Consider the following 19,007-nt stretch of genomic DNA (forward strand, 5'->3'; position numbering starts at 1 on the left):
GGTTAGTTACTAACGATTTATCGCTAATCCCTAATCGCTAGCCCTTAATCCCCAGTGCCGTATTGATACGCAAAATCAAATCCTTATAATGATATTTAGTAGCTATATCCGATGTACCCAAACGGCTCTGAAGCAGTTCCTTGATGCGGAGCAACTCGCCACGCTTCACTGAAATGACATCCGATACGCGGTTTATCTGCGAACCGTAGAAGTTCAGTTCGCGGTGGGCACCCATACGGTCGGCATCCAAGGTCTTACCGGCATACTCGTCACAACTGCAAAGGGCAGTCTGATGGTCTAGCAAGAAGTGGTTGTCCATCAGTTTTTTGTTTATTTTCACTCCTTCGCTTTCGGCAGCTGCTGTAATCAGTGCATCTACGAAGTTCTTCTGCAAGGCGCGTGTCATGACGTTCGGCAAGGCACCGCGTTCCGTAGTGGCAAAGATGTTGCGATGCAGGCCATCCATCAGCTCTACCACCGTGAAAGCCTTTTTGCCGTTCACCGATTCGTTCTCCAACATACGCATCAGGCGGTTGTTGCCCAGCAAATCCCAAAGAATATAGGATTGAGCATTCTTCAACACTTGTGTCGGTGCATTCTCCACTACGCCCAGCGGAGTGTTACGCAGCAAATAGGTGTACTCTCCCACTTCCGTGTCGAACAGCCATTTGGGATAGGTCAGCACTTCGTCCAGCAGAAACTTCAAGGCTGCTTGCTGCTTCTCTTTTTCTACGAAGGTATAGGTTTTCTGTCCGTCGCCCACAACCGTGTTCTCTATATAGATACCACCGATATTTGCCAATACATGATAAAGATAATTGTTCCATTGGTTGATAACCGCATAGTATAAGCGGGAAGCTTCTTCATAAGTCTGTCCCTTCTCGCCGGTAGTAGTCCATTGGATGATTTGAGGAATAATACGTTTCAAGTTCTCAATGCCCAGCAGAGATGAGCGGACAGCATCATCGCCCAAATCTTCATTCTGCGCACGCGGGTCTACGGCATCACGTACATCCTGCGCCTCACTATATTTATATAAACGATCTGTATGACGGCTCAGGAAGTCGGCAAGCAAGTCCTTCTCTGCCTCTGGGGTTTCTTTACCATACCAACGATAACCGTATTCTATGGCAAACATATCATACGGGCCGATATGGGGAGAAAGCACCGTAACACCGTCACCCGGCTGTGCCACATAGTTGAAACGTGCATAGTCCATGATAGAGGAAGAAGTGGTATTCATACGGTCTGTAAATGCTTTGGAACGCAGGGAATCTGTCGGAAAAGTCCAGGAAGCAATCATATTGTGACGCAAGCCCAACGAGTGTCCCACCTCATGGCATGCCACAAAACGCATGGCATCACCCATCAGTTCATCCGGCAGCCTTACTCCTCTTGCTTCGGGACGTACGACACCGGTTTGCACTGTAATCCATTCCTGAAGCATGCCCAGCACATTATGCCACCACATGATGTCCGCTTCCAATATCTCACCCGAACGGGGGTCGAGGATAGAGGGACCCATGGCATTGGCTTTGGTGGAGGCGGCATAGGTCAGCACGGAGTAGTTCACGTCATCCTTATCCACATTCATGCTGTCCGTCAACTCCCTTGCAACGATGGCATTCTTGAATCCGGCACGTTCAAAAGCAGCCTGCCAATCCTCGATTCCCTGCTTGATATATTTCCGCCAACGATAGGGAGTGGAGTTCTCAATGTAGAACACAATCGGTTTGGCCGGTTCCACCAATTCACCGCGAAGGTAACGCTCCCGGTCTTCTGGTTTCGGTTCCAGACGCCAGCGAGTGATGAACGGTTTCCTGTCTACACGCTGCTGACCGTCACTGTAATTCAATAACGGATTGGTAAAATAACCTACACGCGGACTATCCAGACGTCCCATCATCGGTTTCTCCGGCAACAGCAACAGAGAGGAACTGACTTCGACCGTAACAAACACAGTCGTTGTTCCCTCGGTCACCTTAGTAGTCAGTTCGGAAGTAGCTACCACATTGTTCTCAAAAGCTTTGATAGATAAAATGCGGGAGAGATTCTTGATGGCTGAAGTTCCCAGGTTGATATTCGTAAAGACATTATTGATACTCGTATCCGTACCATCATAAATATCGTTGACCTTGACCACTATCATGGTAGAGTCGTTATTGAATGCCTCTATCTTGAAGCCGGCTATCAGCGGAGAAATATAATTATCTAGTACAGACTGCCGTATGGCATCCTCATCCGGTGCCAACGGAAGCGGACGACTCTGACGTACCAACAGCTTGTTGGCAGCCTTGTCCAATTCAAAACGCACCATCTGATTTTCGTAATTCGTACCACGGTTTACACCCGCCTCATTCAGTTCGGAAGGAACACGCTGCAATTTATTTACTACCAGCATATCACGTCCCAGCAGCCTTGCCGGCACTTCAAAGTAATAATCGCTCTTCTTCTGGTAAACATTGAACATTCCCTTGCAGGCAATAGCACCGGAACCTGTCAATTTCTCATAGTCGCTCTTGGATTGAACGCTGTCCTTGGCTTCACTCTTCTTTTTCTTACGGAACCATCCCATAGCTTCGGGAGAAGCAAAATCAGATGTACCGGCATACAACAATACGGCAGGCTCACACATGAGTACTCCCGCAACTGCCACGACTGGCAGGATTGTCTTCAATTTCATCAATTCAAACTCTAACTTTAATGCAACAATAGTCCGTTAACTCTCTCTGACGTATGTTAATAAATACCAACCGCCAGTCTGTTCCACCTCCATAGAACGGTAAACGGGGCGCAAAGATAGTAAAAGTATATTTTAAAAGTCACTAAACAACGCTCATTTATGTTTTTCCATAAACAATATGAAGACTTTTACATATATATCACTTTTTCTCCTATCCTCTATCATTTCTTCTTCACATAAGATTTTGTACCATTGATACCAAATTATCTTCCCCAAGTGGAGGCAAAACAATGATAATATTGTATCTTTGCACCGTTTTTAACTTAGAAAATAAATAAGATAACAACAATATGATAGCTAAAATCAATCAGCTTCTGCAGGAAGTAGAGGCGCTGAAAGCCGCTAACGCCGAGGAATTAGAGGCACTCCGCATCAAGTACCTCAGTAAAAAAGGAGCCATCAATGACTTGATGGCAGATTTCCGCAATGTAGCCGCCGAACAGAAAAAAGAGGTGGGTATGCGCTTGAACGAACTGAAAAACAAAGCACAAGAAAAGATTGCCGCTTTGAAAGAACAGTTCGAAAGCCAAGATACCGGCTGTGACGATATTGACTTGACCCGTTCAGCCTACCCGGTAGAATTAGGAACCCGCCATCCGCTCTCCATCGTGAGAAACGAAATCATCGATATATTTGCCCGTATGGGATTTAACATTGCCGATGGACCGGAAATGGAAGACGACTGGCACGTATTCTCCTCCATGAATTTTGCCGAAGACCATCCGGCACGCGACATGCAGGATACATTCTTCATCGAAAATGATACAGAAAACGTATCACACAGCATCATTCTTCGTACACACACTTCCAGCGTGCAAAGCCGTGTTATGGAGACTACACAGCCTCCTATCCGCGTACTTTGTCCGGGACGTGTATACCGTAATGAAGCCATCAGCTACCGCGCACACGCATTCTTCCACCAAGTAGAAGCCTTATACGTAGATCGCAATGTGTCTTTCACTGACTTGAAGCAGGCCTTATTGCTCTTTGCTCAAGAGATGTTCGGCAGTGACACCAAGATTCGTCTACGTCCTTCCTATTTCCCCTTCACAGAGCCGAGTGCCGAAATGGATATCAGCTGCAACATCTGCGGCGGCAAGGGCTGTCCTTTCTGCAAGCATACGGGTTGGGTAGAAATTCTGGGATGCGGTATGGTAGATCCGAATGTATTGGAGCTGAACGGAATAGACAGCAAAGTGTATAGCGGATATGCCCTGGGTATGGGTATCGAACGCATCACCAACTTAAAATACCAGGTGAAAGATCTTCGTATGTTCTCTGAAAATGACACACGCTTCTTGAAAGAATTCGAGAGTGCTTACTAAATATAGTGAATAACGGTTAGTGATTAGTGATTAATAAGTTGCGCATTCTCAGCATATCATTAATCACCCATCACTAACCACTCATCGCTAACCACTATTTTTCGCTATGGCAAAAGACAAACTTGTAACCTCCGGCTATTGCCTTATCCTGGCTGCCAATTTCCTTTTGTATTTTGCCTTTTATCTGATACTACCGGTTCTTCCATTCTACCTGACTGAGGTATTCCATACCGGAAATGCAGCAGTAGGTGTCATCTTGTCATGCTACACCATTGCCTCACTCTGTATACGCCCGTTTTCGGGATACCTGCTCGACACACTGGCCCGCAAGCCTCTTTATCTGGTGGCATATTTCATCTTTATCACCATTTTCGCAGGTTACATGTTGGCGGGAGTCCTATCCATATTCATTATGTTGCGGGTTGTCCACGGCCTTGCATTTGGAATGGTTACTGTAGCAGGAAATACAATTGTGATTGACATTACCCCTTCATCCCGTCGCGGCGAAGCCGTAGGATATTATGGACTGATGAACAATACAGCCATGAGCTTCGGTCCAATGATTGGCCTTTTCATGCATGACATATATTCTTTTGAAACGATTTTCACCTGCTCGCTCATATCGGGAACTATCGGTTTTGTTGCCGCATGCCTCGTCAAGACCCCACCCAAACAACCCGTCAAACGAGAACCTATCTCATTGGACCGCTTTGTGCTACTGAAAGGTATCCCGGCAGGAATCGCACTGCTCTTGCTTTCCATACCATATGGCATGACAAGTACTTATGTAGCCATGTATGCCAAAGAAATAGGAATTACCTTGAATTCCGGATTGTTCTTTACTTTTATGGCCGTCGGCATGGCAGTGTCCCGTATGTTCTCTGGCAGACAAGTGGATAAGGGACGTATCACCCAAGTCATAACTTTAGGGTTGTATCTAGTATGTAGCTGTTTCTTCATATTGTCCACCTGCGGACTATTGATGAAGACCGTCCCGGAACTGACAAACATATTGTTTTTTATGGTTGCCCTCCTATTAGGAGTAGGCTTCGGAACAATGTTCCCCGCCTTCAATACGCTGTTCGTAAACCTGGCTCCCAACAACCAGCGCGGAACAGCAACCTCTACCTACCTGACTTCATGGGATGTAGGCATTGGCATAGGTCTGACAGCAGGAGGTTATATCGCACAGATTACCTCCTTCGATATGGCATATTTTTTCGGAGCTTGCCTCACGGTTATCTCCATCTTTTATTTCAACCTGAAAGTATCTCCTCACTATCATAAAAACAAATTAAGATGAGAAAGAAAGAACGTTATGAAAAAATCCTTGCTTGGTTCAGGGAGAACGTTCCCGTAGCCGAAACAGAGTTGCATTATGACAATCCGTTCGAACTGTTGATAGCGGTTATTCTCTCTGCACAGTGTACGGACAAACGCGTCAATATGATTACCCCTGCCCTTTACCGGGACTTCCCTACTCCCGAAGCACTCGCTGCTACTACTCCCGACGTGGTATACGAGTATATCCGCAGCGTGTCCTATCCAAACAACAAGGCCAAACACCTTGTAGGCATGGCTCAAATGCTGGTGAAAGACTTTCACAGTGAGGTCCCCGATACTCTTGAAGAACTGGTAAAACTACCCGGTGTAGGCCGCAAAACAGCCAATGTCATCCAATCTGTCGTTTTCAATAAAGCGGCTATGGCAGTAGATACACACGTGTTCCGGGTCAGCCATCGCCTAGGTCTCGTATCTGATAAATGTACAACTCCGTTCAGTGTCGAAAAAGAATTGGTAAAACATATACCGGAAACAGACATCCCCATAGCTCACCATTGGCTTATCCTGCACGGTCGATATGTATGCCAAGCGCGTACTCCCCAATGTGATAACTGCGGTTTGCAATTAATGTGCAAATATTACTGCCAGAAATATAAAGTTAGCAAAGAGAGCGACAAAGATAAAGAATAAACAACGGTTTAATAGCAAAAAAAAGAAATAAATACTAACTTTGCGCTCACAAAAAAGAAATTAATAACACTTTTAAATAATATAGAATATTATGACAATTGATCAATTTAACTTTGCCGGGAAAAAGGCATTTGTCCGTGTGGACTTCAACGTGCCCTTGGACGAAAACTTCAACATTACAGATGATACCCGTATGCGTGCCGCTCTTCCTACATTGAAGAAGATTTTGGCCGATAACGGTAGTGTAATTATCGGTTCTCACCTCGGTCGTCCGAAAGGTCCTGCTGACAAGTTCTCTTTGAAGCACATTCTGAAGCATCTCGAAGAGTTGTTGGGTGTTGAGGTGCAATTTGCTAACGATTGCATGGGTGAAGAAGCTGCAGTAAAGGCTGCTGCTCTGCAACCGGGTGAAGTGTTGTTACTTGAGAACCTCCGTTTCTACGCTGAAGAGGAAGGCAAACCCCGCGGTTTGGCTGAAGATGCAACAGACGAAGAAAAGAAGGCGGCCAAAGCAGCTGTTAAAGAAAGCCAGAAAGAATTCACCAAGAAATTGGCTTCCTATGCAGATTGCTATGTAAACGACGCATTCGGTACCGCTCACCGTGCACATGCCTCTACTGCATTGATTGCTAAATATTTTGACAAGGACAACAAGATGTTCGGTTACTTGATGGAAAAAGAAGTAAAAGCTGTTGATAAAGTTTTGAACGATATCCAACGTCCGTTTACTGCCATCATGGGTGGTTCCAAGGTTTCTTCTAAGATTGAAATCATTGAAAACCTGCTGAACAAGGTAGACAACCTGATTATTGCCGGTGGTATGACTTATACTTTCACCAAAGCTATGGGTGGCAAGATTGGTATTTCTATCTGCGAAGATGACAAACTGGATTTAGCTCTTGACCTGATGAAGAAAGCAAAAGAAAAAGGTGTAAACCTTGTTTTAGCTGTTGATGCCAAGATTGCCGATTCTTTCTCCAACGATGCCAACACCAAGTTCTGCCCGGTTAACGAAATTCCTGATGGATGGGAAGGTCTTGATATCGGTTCTGAGACTGAAAAGATTTTTGCAGATGTCATCAAGAACTCCAAGACTATCCTTTGGAACGGCCCGACGGGAGTATTCGAATTCGAGAACTTTACTCACGGTTCACGTGCTGTAGGCGAAGCTATCGTAGAAGCTACCAAAAACGGTGCTTTCTCACTCGTAGGTGGCGGTGACTCTGTTGCTTGTGTCAACAAGTTCGGCTTGGCAGGCGGTGTATCTTACGTATCTACTGGTGGTGGTGCATTGCTCGAAGCAATCGAAGGAAAAGTCCTTCCAGGTATCGCTGCAATCAACGAATAAAAATAAGTAAAGCACATATAAAGCTGCACTTAATTTTCGGAAAACACAAACCGAATATTTGAGTGCAGCTCTTCTTTTTGTCTTATTATATCTATTAATAATGAAAATCACAAAGAAAAACATCATACTACTATTAGCCTTAATGCTGACTACACTTGCCCATGCACAGGCTTCCATTGGAGAAAAAGCAAAGAAAGACTTGATACAAAAAACGTCCTTCGGTGGCTACGTCATAGGAAAAGCAACAATCACTGACCAAGACTTGGATGCAAGCACCAAAAGCCATACAGACTTTGACATAAGATTAGTACGCGCCTATGTGGACGGTAAAGTTCTGGATTTTAAATATAAACTACAATTAGAGCTGAACGGCAAACCGGGAGACTACGCTAACGAAAAAGGTGTGCGCATTGTGGATGCCTGGGCGGAATGGCAAAAGTACAAATTCTTTTATGTACGCTTCGGACAATTCAAACGCGCCTTCACCTTCGAGAACCCCATGAACCCGTGGGACATTGGTTTCGGTGCCTATTCCCAACTCATCACCAAACTGGCAGGCATGAGCGACCGCGTAGGCGAGCATTCCAGCAACGGACGTGACTTGGGGCTTCAATTCCAAGGCGACTTTCTGCCCATAGGTAATAACAGGCACAACTTCGTCCACTATCAGGTAGGTGTCTACAACGGGCAAGGCATCAACCATAAGGACGAGAACCGTTCCAAGGATATCATCGGAGGAGTCTATGTCCATCCCGTCAAGGAGCTTGCCGTCGGAGTATTCGGCTGGACAGGCGACTATACGAAAAACGGAATCACCGTCGACCGCAACCGCATGGCATTCGGTCTGAAGTATGAGTCGGCATGGACCGTACGCGCCGAATATGCCACTAGTGAAGGACACAAAATAACCGACTATGACAGTAACGGCATCCTGAAAGAGGGCACCTCGGACAAAGCAGACGCCTGGTACGTAATGATAGGCGCTCCACTCAGTCCTAAATTGAAAGTTTATGCAAAATGGGATGTATACAGAGACAAGAAAGAGTGGAGTTCGCAAAAGGCACTTTATTGCCTTGCCGCCAACTACTATTTCTATAAAAACCTAAAAATACAGGCAAACTACACTTACACGAACAACAGAAGTACCGCCAATGACGGCCATTACAACACTTTTGACTTGCAGCTCTACTGGCGTTTCTAAACAGAGTTTCACATATAAAATAAATAATCATTCAATAACCATTTAACCCCAATACCATGTATAAAATATTCAAAGGTTTTCATTTAGTGGAAGCCTATCAAGAACTTAAGAAAGCTAAGCGTTTGGCAGAAGACCGAACTGTATCCAGAGTTATCAAGCTCATTATCGCCAGCTCGATCGCTCTGGTGTTGTGGATTCTTCCCATCAGCGCCTTTGGAGTGGAAGGCCTGACCTTAATTGAACAACGACTGATTTCCATATTCGTCTTTGCCACCTTGATGTGGGTATTCGAAGCTGTACCGGCATGGACTACTTCCGTACTGATTGTGGTGTTACTGCTGTTAACCGTTTCTGACAGCAGCCTATGGTTCTTCAGGCAAGGCTACTCTCCCGAAGAATTGGGACAGACAGTAAAGTACAAATCCATCATGCACTGTTTTGCCGACCCCATCATCATGCTGTTCATCGGCGGATTCATTCTGGCGATTGCCGCCACGAAGAGTGGTCTGGACGTGCTGTTGGCGCGAGTAATGCTAAAACCCTTCGGTACACAGTCACGCTACGTACTGTTAGGCTTTATCTTAGTGACTGCCTTCTTCTCCATGTTCCTCAGCAACACAGCCACCGCTGCTATGATGCTTACCTTCCTCACCCCGGTATTGAAAGCGCTTCCCGCTGACGGAAAAGGGAAAATAGGCCTGGCACTCGCCATTCCGGTAGCAGCCAACGTGGGTGGTATGGGAACCCCTATCGGCACACCGCCCAATGCCATTGCCTTGAAATACCTGAACGACCCCGAAGGTTTGAACATGAATATCGGCTTCGGTGAATGGATGAGCTTTATGATGCCTTATACCATCATCGTGCTGTTTATCGCCTGGTTCATTCTTCTACGCCTGTTCCCTTTCAAGCAGAAGACCATTCAACTGCAGATAGAAGGCGAAGCCCAAAAAGACTGGCGCTCTATCGTGGTCTATATCACCTTTGCCATTACCGTACTGTTATGGATGTCCGACAAGTTTACCGGCGTCAATTCCAATGTAGTAGCCATGATTCCGGTAGCGGTATTTTGTATTACTGGAGTCATTACGAAACGAGACCTTGAAGAAATCAGTTGGAGCGTACTCTGGATGGTTGCCGGCGGATTCGCTTTAGGCGTGGCATTGAATGAAACCGGACTGGCCAAACACATGATTGAGGCTATCCCCTTCAACACATGGTCGCCTATCGTAATGATTGTAGGTTCAGGGCTTATCTGCTATGCCATGGCAAACTTCATCTCGCACACGGCTACTGCCGCCTTGCTCGTCCCCATCCTTGCCATTGCCGGTATCAGTATGCGCGATACGCTTCAACCCATGGGAGGAGTACTCACCTTATTGGTAGGCGTGGCTCTCGGTTCATCCCTTGCAATGGTGTTACCCATCAGTACCCCGCCCAATGCACTGGCGCATGCCACAGGCATGATTAAACAAAAAGACATGGAAAAAGTAGGTCTCATTATGGGAGCCATCGGCTTGATACTGGGATATGCCATGCTGATTTTACTGGGCTCAAGCGGACTGCTGTAAGGCAGCTTTTTGAATGGTTTCTCAAAAAGGAATTCTATTTTTGGTATTCTTTTTGTACTTTTGTGAAGTATACCTTCTTAAAGATACAAATTTATGAACGAGAAAACCATACAAGAGCAATATCTGCATATCATTGCCCTGCTAAAGCAACAACGGTTGAAAGAGGCTCAGTCGCAACTGGAATCCTTCTTATGGAACAGTGGAAACTGGGCTCTCCGCAACCGCTTGGAACAAGTGCAAACATCCTACCGGTATATGCTGCAATACATGCGCCAAGGAATAAGCGACCCTGCACGGCAGAAACTCTACTGCCAAATACAGACCGAGACTTGGGAAATCGCTGACCAAGCCCGTCTATCCCTGCTTGACGGGGTTTCCACACACTACTACCATTCCCTGCGCAATAACCGCGAACGCCTTCCAAAAGAATACAACATTGCCACCCTACAGAAGGTATTGGAGTCTTTCCCCGATGACTTAGCCGTCTGCCAGCTGATGCCAGACAACCAAGGCCTGGATGCCATACTGCAACGGCACGAACAAACCGCCCAAGTCCTTTTCCTCTCCACATGGAGTAACAGCAACTGGTCTACAGAAGCAGAACAGCAGGCCAAAGGATTATTGGAATCAGAAATGCTTCCCGTCAATGACTTATGCTTGTTCACCAGCGCTGTCATGCTCAGTCTGATAGAATGCTTTGACGCCCACAAATTCTCATGGTTGCTGGATGCCTTCACACATGCCAATACGCAAGTAAACCAACGGGCTCTGGTGGGAATTGCTTTCACTCTTCTTGTTCATCCTACCCGCTTGCAGCTCTATCCCGAACTGACAGCCCGCCTTTCCCTGCTCAATGAGGACGGCAGTTTCGGCAAACAACTAAACCGAATTTACATCGAACTGCTCCGCAGCCAGGAAACAGAAAAGATAAACAAGAAGATGCGTGAGGAAATCATTCCAGAGATGATGAGGAACGTAAACATCATGCGCAACATGAAGTTCGGTTTTGAAGAGAACCCTGAGGAAAACGACCTTAATCCGGATTGGGAGAAAGCTTTTGAAAGTTCCGGACTAGGAGACAAAATACGAGAAATGAACGAATTACAATTGGAAGGTGCTGACGTCTATATGAGTACGTTTGCACAACTCAAGACTTATCCGTTCTTCAAGGAACCGTACAACTGGTTCTATCCGTTCGACATGCATCACTCCAGTATCATCAAGGAATTCGGATTCAAGCCTAATGGAGACAATGCCATCCTCTCCCTGATTCTCCAATCCGGTTTCTTCTGCAATAGCGACAAATATTCCCTCTGCTTTACAATGGCACACATACCACAGTCACAGCGTACGATGATGCTCAGCCAGATGACTTCTCAGGATTTGGATACACTCATGGACGAAAGCAAATCCTCCGCTTTGCGACAGTATGCCGAACGCCCGGATGTCATCAGCAACCAGTATATCCACGACTTATATCGTTTCTTCAAGTTGAGCCAACGCAGACACGAGTTCCGCGACATCTTCAAGGAGGAGATTACCCTACACCGTATCCCGACACTCAAAGAGATTCTGTGCAAACCGGATTTGCTGATTGCCATTGCCGACTTCCACTTCCGCAAAGAGCATCCGACAGAAGCATTGGAACTTTACAAAGAATTGATAGCCCTGAAGCAGGCAGATGCCAACATTTATCAAAAAGCAGGCTATTGCCTGCAAAAAGAAAAGCGGTACAAGGAGGCGATAGCCGCTTACCTGAAAGCCGATGTCCTGAAACCCGACCATGTCTGGACAATCCGCCATCTCGCTACTTGCTACCGACAGACAAAAGACTTTACATCCGCATTGGAATACTACAAGAAGGTAGAGGAAATCCAGCCTGAAAACCATAATGTCCTTTTCTACGCCGGAAGCTGTCTTGCCGAACAAGAAAGATATGAAGAGGCACTGCAATACTTCTTCAAGCTGGATTTCATCGAAAGTAATTGCATCAAGGCATGGCGTGCTATAGGTTGGTGCTCGTTTGTCAACGGCAAACATGAACAAGCAATGAAGTATTACGAAAAGATACTTGCCTCCAAGCCGCTCGCGGCAGACTATCTCAATGCCGGACATGTTTCCTGGAGAACGGGCAACATAGAAAAGGCCGCCGAACTTTACAGTAAAGCAGCCTTGGAATATGGCGGGCAGGATATTTTCAGAGAAATGTTCTGCAAAGACAAAAAAATGCTCATCAAGCAGGGGCTCGATGAAAAGGACTTTCCTTTGATAATGGACTTGATTTAAATAGTCAGCAACTCCCTGTACAGCCTTTGTACGGGGAGTCCCATTATGTTATAGTAGCTTCCGGATATATTTTCCACTCCGATGAACCCGATCCACTCTTGCACGCCGTAGGCTCCTGCCTTATCCATAGGATGATATTTATCCACATAGCAGGCAATTTCTTCTTCACTCAATCCGGCAAAACGCACTTCGGTTGCTGCGGCAAAGCTGCGCTGCCACCCGGCAGTAGTGATACAGACACCGGTAAACACTTCATGGGTACGTCCGGACATGTCACGCAGCATTTGCATGGCATCCTCCCTATCCCCGGGCTTCCCAAGCACCCGTCCATCCAGCCAGACAATGGTATCTGCTGTAATCATCAGCTCACCCGGCTGCATCATGTTCCGATAGGCATCCGCTTTTTTCTTAGATATGTAGAGGGGAATTTCTGCCCCTTTCAATGCCTCCGGATAGGACTCGTCCACATCCGGCAAAGTCCTTACTTCATATTCCACTCCCAAACCTGCCAGCAATTCTTTCCTTCGCGGAGAGTTAGAAGCAAGAATCACCTTATATTTCTTCAGATTATCTAACATATTACCAATTATTTGACAAATACAGAGACACATTTAAAACAGGAGAGACACGTGCTTCGAATAGTGAAAACTCTGTATCTCTGTGCCTCTGCATACAATTATTACCAGCCGAAAGCCTTTTCATCAGCCATCCAGAGCCCTTGCACCTTCAAGACCTGCTCCACGATGTCGCGACCACAACCATACCCGCCTTCTGCATACGAAATATAGCGGGCTACCGCCTTCACCTCAGGAACAGCATCCTTCGGGCAACACGGCAAACCGCACTCATGCATCACTTCAATGTCCGGAATATCATCGCCTACATACAATATTTCCTCGTCCTTCAAGCCATGACGGTCACGAAAATCACAGTAATCATGTATTTTAACAGACGACCCCATGTAAATATTTTCATCAGCAAAGCCCAAAGCCGTAAAACGTTTGCGAACAGCTTCCGTACGTCCACCGGTGATGATGCCCAGCAACACCCCCTGCTTGGCTGCCAGATGCAAAGAATAGCCATCCTTTATGTTGACCGTACGCAGAGGTTCTCCTTCCGAGCTCATGGGAATGACATTGGCACTCAGCACGCCGTCCACATCAAAAACGAGAGCCTTTATCTTTTTCAAATCATAGTTTATAGTACTCATTGCACTTTTTTTATTATTTCGTTATAACACTTATACACAATAGGATACGAATTTCACAATCTTTCAAGCGCCGGCACTTATGGTTTCAATACAAGAAACTGTCAGTGCCAATATAAGAAACTGCCGATATCAATACAAGAAACTGTTGGTGTCAAGTATTGAAACCGACGGTGTCAATGTGGCACACTTCTCCCACTCTGTAGACGACGGACTACTTCGTTACCATCCGATGTATATTCTCGCTAATCTCCCGATACAATTCCTGCATTTGCGGCTCGTCGGCAAGCATCCGCAAATGCTCGTTGATGACATTCTTGTCGTAGCGTACAGCCGGTCCTGTCTGTGCGACAAACGGTTCCAGCTCATGCACCTTGCGGGCTGTCTCGTCTATCAAGGGGAGCATTGCCTCAAAAGGCAGTTCATATTTTTTCAACAGTTCGGCTGCCAGAGCATACATGTGGTTAGTAAAGTTGCACGTAAATACAGCTGCCAGATGCAGGCTCTTGCGTTGCTCAGAATTTGCTTCATACACTTTTTCCGATAGGGCCGAAGCAATATCCTTCAGAAGCTGCATATCCTCTTCCGAGTTGCCTTCCACAAAAAACGGTATCTGCCCAAAATCCACTTCACGCTGCTTACTGAAAGTCTGCATCGGATAAAGCACTCCATAACGTGCAATATGTCCCTGCCAAATATTCATAGGAATACTGCCGGCTGTATGCACCCATAAAGCATTCTCCTTTCCGGAAACAATTGCGGACAATAATTCTACAAAAGCCGCGTCCTTCAGCGAAACGATATAAAGTTGAGCCTCCTTCGTAACCGTCTGCAGTTCCGTGGTATATGCCGCCTCCACCGTCTGTGCCAACTCCTGCGCAGATTCTTTTGTACGGCTGTAGACCTGCACAATACGGAACCCTTTCCGATAAAAAGCCTTTGCCAGATTAGTAGCCAGATTCCCGGCACCGATAAAGGCAATAGACGTATCTTCTATACTTCTTCCCGCCATACGCTTATCTTGTTGCCAACCAATATAGAATAGCCCCTAATACCAGTAGTGCCAATGGCAACAGATAAGCCGACATCGTACCGAGTAAAGCCGTTATCAATCCGAAATTCAATATCAGCCATAAGCCAGTCAATACCAATCCCACCGACTTGTCATGCTTGAACAGCAAAAAAACCACTGCGGTATACAGCAGAAAATTATCCTTATTCATCACCCACGGCAAACCGATTGCGGAGAAATGCACCAATTTGTCTATCAAATAAAGAATGCCGAATACAATCAGTGTGATGGCAGTGGCCTTATATGTATCACGATTATTGTTTGCTTTTGCTGCACTCACTATTACTTTCCTCCATATTTATTGATATGTATCTTTTCCCACTGCAGATTGTCTTCGTTGAAAGGCTTGCGCTCCATCCCTTTATGGCCGATAGCAATGACACTGAGCACCTGCAGTTGCAAAGGAATATCCAGCATCTCGTGCACATACTCGCCAGAAGGCATACCAGAAGCCGTAAAACGTTCGCGCACCTGCACCCAGCAGCTTCCCAATCCCATATCTTCAGCCTGAAGTTGCAGGTAAATAGAGGCAATGGAAGCATCCTCTATCCACACATCGCTTGCCAGTGGGTCGGCAACGACCACTACTGCCAGTGCCGCGTCGGCAATGAACTGCGATGCTTGCTCCTTGCAATATGACAGTTCCTTCAATTTATCCTTCTCGTCCACCACTATGAACTGCCATGCATTGCTGCGTTTCGACGTGGGTGCCATCAGGGCTGCTTTCATCAAAGTAACGACTTGTTCTTGTGTCAATTCTTCTTCTGTAAACTTCCGCATGCTGCGGCGGGCTTTTATCAATTCACTGAAACTTTCCATAATGATTTAATGTGCAATATGCTAATGAGCCTATTGGCTGTGCAGTGTTTATGCTGCGCCATCACGCCGCAGGTCATTGGCACATTAGTACATTAACCGATTGGCACATTAACAATAATTTTTGCAAAGATACGAGATTATTTTTTAAATTTGCAGACCATGCCTTTGAAACTCACTACATATTACCGTGGGAGCAAGGTTCCTGACCTGCCAGGCACCAACACCTTCCATTCCACAGAGTTGTTCCGAATCTACGAGGCAACTCCGGGGTATACCCCCATACTCATTGTAGCATCCGAAGATGACAAGCCCGTTGCGAAACTGCTTGCCGCCATACGTAAAAGTGTCCGCATGTTTCCCCCCGGCATCATCAAAAGATGTGAGGTGTACGGTACGGGAGAATATTTCAATAACGAGGCAGACAAAGAGATTATCTTCAGTGACATGCTGCAAAGGCTTACCAATGAAGCATTGCGCGATTCTTTTCTCATCGAGTTCCGCAACCTGGAAAATGCCATGTTCGGATACAAATCTTTCCGAGACAACCAATACATCGCCATCAATTGGCTGCGGGTACGCAACTCGCTGCACAGCGTCGAAAAGGTGGAAGAGCGTTTCAGCCCGTCACGTATCCGGCAAATAAAGAAAGGGCTCAAAAACGGCGCCCAAGTACGGGAAGCACGTACCAAAGAGGAGATTCTCTGTTTTGCCCAGATGTTGCGCCACGTATATTCTTCCAAGATACGGCGCCACTTCCCCAGCATCAAGTTCTTTCAGCATCTCGAAAACCAGTTGACAAAAGGGCAGCAAAGCAAAATCTTCATCGTTACTTATAAAGAAAAAATTATCGGTGGCAGTGCATGCATTTATTCGGATGATAGTGCCTATCTATGGTTCTCCGGTGGCATGCGCAAGACTTACGCCCTGCAATATCCGGGTATTATTGCCGTATGGAAAGCACTGGATGATGCCAAACAACGCGGATACCGCCACTTGGAATTCATGGATGTGGGACTTCCCTTCCGTAAACATGGCTACCGTGAGTTCGTTCTCCGCTTTGGAGGAAAACAAAGCAGCACCCGACGCTGGTTCCGTTTCCGTTGGAACTGGCTGAATCGGGTGCTGATAAAGATGTATGAATAATAGACTGCTACTTATTGGGATATTTTAAATACTACAGAACTATATGCTCCCATTTTTACCATAGTACCATCGCTGTCCTTCTTTTGCTGAATACTTCCGTTCACTCCGACAGCTTTCTCTATCTTATCCGTCAACGTAATTTCGGTGGCAGAAGCTCCAAAATTATGTATAACCAACATTTTCTCTGCATCTTTCATCATATACCAAGCAGCAATAGCCTTACCTGCGGTTGCATTATTTTCATTATAAGTGCCATGCTTCGACATCTTACCCTCGGCCAATGAAGGGTAGGTGTTGCGCAGTTTGGCAAACCGAACATAAACATTCAGCAAAGAATTTTCATCATTCTTCTGCTCCGCCACAGACTTTATGCTGGAAGCCACGCCCTTGTCTACCTTGTCCGTATAAGCGGTTACCGTATTGTCACCCCATAACATCGGACCACGCACGTATTCGTCGCCATTAGTTTTCATTCCATAAAGCCCCAACTCTTCACCGTAGTAGATATAAGGCTCACCCGGACCGGTCAACAAGACTGCAGCCGCAAGTTTCTCTTTGTCAACAGATTTACCCAATTTAGAAGCTGTACGATCTTCATCATGGTTCGAAAGTTTGGTAGCTTCTATATAATCCGACCGGTTGGCAGCATAAAGCTGTTGATAGCTCATGATATCCTTTACAAAGTAACAGCCCGTATTGTTATTAATGGCCCACTCCAAACGATACCAGAAGTCAAACTCAAACAATGCAGGAAGCCCTTGGTAATAAGGAGCTACCTCACTGGCACCGGAAAGGACTTCACCTACCATATAAAGTTCATCAGCTTTGTCCTTCTGCTTATAATACGTATTCAACTCATCATAGAAAGTCTTAAGGAAAGTAGGATTCTCCGAACCTCCGGCATTATGATAGATATGTTTCACTGCATCAAGACGGAATCCGTCTACTCCACGGTCTATCCATCCCTTAGCTGCCGCAACCACCGCCTTGAATGCCGGAGAACTTTTCAAATCAGAAAGTTTGCCGTAATTAAGGTCGGCAAAGGAAGCTGTATAGAAATGAGAGTGATAATACCATAAGTTCATAGACTCAAACATAATATCCGCAGCACCCTCACCTTGTTTTAAAGCAAAAGGTTCATCATATTTCAGACGAGTACCGGCAGAAGTAGCACCATATTTATGATTGCCCCAATCCGTATTGCTGGTACGAATCAAAAATCCCCAAGGCGAAGAGAAATCCACTGTCAATTCAAAAATGCCATTCCCCTTATCATAAAATTTCTTGCAGACAGCAGGGTCACCATAATAAAGATACTTGGCATCGGCAGTTGTCTGGTCTGTATTATCCGTATCCGCCTTTTCTGCAACGCTCACCGTCACCGTAGGTTTTGAAGCATTCGACCAATCGAGCACAAATTTATAACATCCGCTCACGACATCTGTTGAAGCTGTCGTAGAATACCATTCTCCCGAATTATATCCGTTTCCCCCTTCACTGGAAATCATATCAATTTTTCCCGCCTTGATGTCAGCTTCCGGGTCTTGAGAGAATATGTAGTAATTGCGATATTCACTGTCAGTAGAAGATTTTGCAGCCAAAAACCACGGATGCTCCACACTCGTGTGATTCAAGACATAATCCAGATAAATCTTAATACCCCGATTATGAGCCTCGGCAACCAATCGGTCGAAGTCACTTTCCGTACCAAACTTCTGATTCACCTTCGTATAATCTGTCACATCATAGCCATGATACGAAGGAGATGGATGAATAGGAGAAAGCCAAATAGCCTTCACCCCCAAAGCATTTATATAATCCAGTTTAGAAATTAAACCATTAATATCGCCATAACCGTCACCATCGCTATCGGAAAAGGAGTAAACCAGTAACTGATAAGAGATATCCGCACGTTTCTCCCCATCCCAATCTGTAGGAGTTGCAGTTATCACAGTCCATTCTGACGGAGTTGGCTCCGGTTCCGGCGTTGGTGTAGTACTATTATCATCACTGCAAGCTACCAAGCAGAATGAAAACACAAAAAATAAGAAAAAAGAAAGGAACTTAATCTTCTTCATATCATTAGATTCTCAATTTATTACTTGATTCAAAGATAGAGAAGAAAAAGAAGCTACCAGGCAGAGTGTAATGAAAAAGCACGGTTAATTTACGAAAACGTTTGCACGACCGGAAACTATTCGCTCTTCCCGTAATTGCCGAAGTTCAAATCCGCCTCATCGCAAGTACTCAGCGAATTTGAAAATGACAGGTTTGTAAGCCCCAATATCATCACCATAAACTATCAATTACAGTTGAGG

Annotated in this window: 15 protein-coding genes; 8 read left to right on the plus strand and 7 right to left on the minus strand. The window is 45.7% G+C overall.

Annotation, left to right across the window (positions count from 1 at the left end; genetic code table 11):
* Nucleotides 1-37: 37 nt before the first annotated feature.
* On the minus strand, nt 38-2,683 hold the full coding sequence (locus E5355_RS13525) for a zinc-dependent metalloprotease (RefSeq protein WP_136010774.1): 2,646 nt from the start codon (nt 2,681-2,683) through the stop codon (nt 38-40).
* 350 nt (nt 2,684-3,033) lie between these two features.
* Between E5355_RS13525 and pheS the strand changes: the two genes are divergently transcribed.
* From pheS to E5355_RS13560, 7 genes are all read left to right on the plus strand, one after another.
* On the plus strand, nt 3,034-4,068 hold the full coding sequence (gene pheS / locus E5355_RS13530; protein ID WP_016273196.1) for a phenylalanine--tRNA ligase subunit alpha: 1,035 nt from the start codon (nt 3,034-3,036) through the stop codon (nt 4,066-4,068).
* A 106-nt stretch (nt 4,069-4,174) separates the two neighbouring features.
* Nucleotides 4,175-5,371: an MFS transporter gene (locus E5355_RS13535; protein WP_136010775.1), complete on the plus strand. Its 1,197-nt coding sequence runs from the start codon at nt 4,175-4,177 to the stop codon at nt 5,369-5,371.
* Entirely contained in the window at nt 5,368-6,042 is a 675-nt protein-coding gene (gene nth, locus E5355_RS13540) for an endonuclease III (protein WP_136010776.1), read from the plus strand. Before E5355_RS13535 ends, nth begins: the two co-directional genes overlap by 4 nt.
* An 88-nt stretch (nt 6,043-6,130) precedes the next feature.
* Nucleotides 6,131-7,390 carry a phosphoglycerate kinase gene (locus tag E5355_RS13545; protein ID WP_136010777.1) on the plus strand — a complete coding sequence of 420 codons (1,260 nt, stop codon included), beginning with the start codon at nt 6,131-6,133 and terminating at the stop codon, nt 7,388-7,390.
* Between the two features lie 100 nt (nt 7,391-7,490).
* A complete protein-coding gene (locus tag E5355_RS13550; RefSeq protein WP_136010778.1) occupies nt 7,491-8,591 on the plus strand; it encodes a porin in 1,101 nt (366 codons plus the stop codon).
* A gap of 56 nt (nt 8,592-8,647) precedes the next feature.
* Nucleotides 8,648-10,162: an SLC13 family permease gene (locus E5355_RS13555; protein WP_136010779.1), complete on the plus strand. Its 1,515-nt coding sequence runs from the start codon at nt 8,648-8,650 to the stop codon at nt 10,160-10,162.
* A 93-nt stretch (nt 10,163-10,255) separates the two neighbouring features.
* Entirely contained in the window at nt 10,256-12,448 is a 2,193-nt protein-coding gene (locus tag E5355_RS13560; protein WP_136010780.1) for a tetratricopeptide repeat protein, read from the plus strand.
* Here the strand turns inward: E5355_RS13560 and E5355_RS13565 are convergent.
* The 5 genes from E5355_RS13565 to E5355_RS13585 form a co-directional block, all read right to left on the minus strand.
* A complete protein-coding gene (locus E5355_RS13565; RefSeq protein WP_136010781.1) occupies nt 12,445-13,026 on the minus strand; it encodes a Maf-like protein in 582 nt (193 codons plus the stop codon). The genes E5355_RS13560 and E5355_RS13565 overlap by 4 nt on opposite strands.
* Before the next feature lie 101 nt (nt 13,027-13,127).
* Entirely contained in the window at nt 13,128-13,658 is a 531-nt protein-coding gene (locus E5355_RS13570) for a KdsC family phosphatase (RefSeq protein ID WP_136010782.1), read from the minus strand.
* A 211-nt stretch (nt 13,659-13,869) separates the two neighbouring features.
* Nucleotides 13,870-14,667, minus strand: coding sequence for a Rossmann-like and DUF2520 domain-containing protein (locus tag E5355_RS13575; protein WP_136010783.1), 798 nt, complete (start codon nt 14,665-14,667; stop codon nt 13,870-13,872).
* 4 nt (nt 14,668-14,671) lie between these two features.
* Complete coding sequence (locus tag E5355_RS13580; protein WP_136010784.1) at nt 14,672-15,007, minus strand: hypothetical protein; 336 nt, start codon at nt 15,005-15,007, stop codon at nt 14,672-14,674.
* Between the two features lie 2 nt (nt 15,008-15,009).
* A complete protein-coding gene (locus E5355_RS13585) occupies nt 15,010-15,546 on the minus strand; it encodes a nitroreductase family protein (RefSeq protein WP_136010785.1) in 537 nt (178 codons plus the stop codon).
* A 159-nt stretch (nt 15,547-15,705) separates the two neighbouring features.
* On the opposite strand from E5355_RS13585, the gene E5355_RS13590 reads away from it, so the two are divergent.
* Complete coding sequence (locus E5355_RS13590) at nt 15,706-16,689, plus strand: GNAT family N-acetyltransferase (RefSeq protein ID WP_136010786.1); 984 nt, start codon at nt 15,706-15,708, stop codon at nt 16,687-16,689.
* An 11-nt stretch (nt 16,690-16,700) separates the two neighbouring features.
* Here E5355_RS13590 and E5355_RS13595 read toward each other — a convergent pair whose 3' ends face one another.
* Nucleotides 16,701-18,767: an alpha-amylase family glycosyl hydrolase gene (locus tag E5355_RS13595; protein ID WP_136010787.1), complete on the minus strand. Its 2,067-nt coding sequence runs from the start codon at nt 18,765-18,767 to the stop codon at nt 16,701-16,703.
* Nucleotides 18,768-19,007 lie beyond the last annotated feature (240 nt).

Origin of the sequence: Bacteroides muris (ex Afrizal et al. 2022), from assembly GCF_004793475.1 — a bacterium.
In the GTDB taxonomy this organism is placed as follows: domain Bacteria; phylum Bacteroidota; class Bacteroidia; order Bacteroidales; family Bacteroidaceae; genus Bacteroides; species Bacteroides muris.

Excerpts from the sequence above, each read along its gene's own strand:
- E5355_RS13525 (WP_136010774.1), bottom strand. The coding sequence starts at position 2,683 with ATGAAATTGAAGACAATCCTGCCAGTCGTGGCAGTTGCGGGAGTACTC.
- pheS (WP_016273196.1), top strand. The coding sequence starts at position 3,034 with ATGATAGCTAAAATCAATCAGCTTCTGCAGGAAGTAGAGGCGCTGAAA.
- E5355_RS13535 (WP_136010775.1), top strand. The coding sequence starts at position 4,175 with ATGGCAAAAGACAAACTTGTAACCTCCGGCTATTGCCTTATCCTGGCT.
- nth (WP_136010776.1), top strand. The coding sequence starts at position 5,368 with ATGAGAAAGAAAGAACGTTATGAAAAAATCCTTGCTTGGTTCAGGGAG.
- E5355_RS13550 (WP_136010778.1), top strand. The coding sequence starts at position 7,491 with ATGAAAATCACAAAGAAAAACATCATACTACTATTAGCCTTAATGCTG.
- E5355_RS13555 (WP_136010779.1), top strand. The coding sequence starts at position 8,648 with ATGTATAAAATATTCAAAGGTTTTCATTTAGTGGAAGCCTATCAAGAA.
- E5355_RS13560 (WP_136010780.1), top strand. The coding sequence starts at position 10,256 with ATGAACGAGAAAACCATACAAGAGCAATATCTGCATATCATTGCCCTG.
- E5355_RS13565 (WP_136010781.1), bottom strand. The coding sequence starts at position 13,026 with ATGTTAGATAATCTGAAGAAATATAAGGTGATTCTTGCTTCTAACTCT.
- E5355_RS13570 (WP_136010782.1), bottom strand. The coding sequence starts at position 13,658 with ATGAGTACTATAAACTATGATTTGAAAAAGATAAAGGCTCTCGTTTTT.
- E5355_RS13575 (WP_136010783.1), bottom strand. The coding sequence starts at position 14,667 with ATGGCGGGAAGAAGTATAGAAGATACGTCTATTGCCTTTATCGGTGCC.
- E5355_RS13585 (WP_136010785.1), bottom strand. The coding sequence starts at position 15,546 with ATGGAAAGTTTCAGTGAATTGATAAAAGCCCGCCGCAGCATGCGGAAG.
- E5355_RS13590 (WP_136010786.1), top strand. The coding sequence starts at position 15,706 with ATGCCTTTGAAACTCACTACATATTACCGTGGGAGCAAGGTTCCTGAC.
- E5355_RS13595 (WP_136010787.1), bottom strand. The coding sequence starts at position 18,767 with ATGAAGAAGATTAAGTTCCTTTCTTTTTTCTTATTTTTTGTGTTTTCA.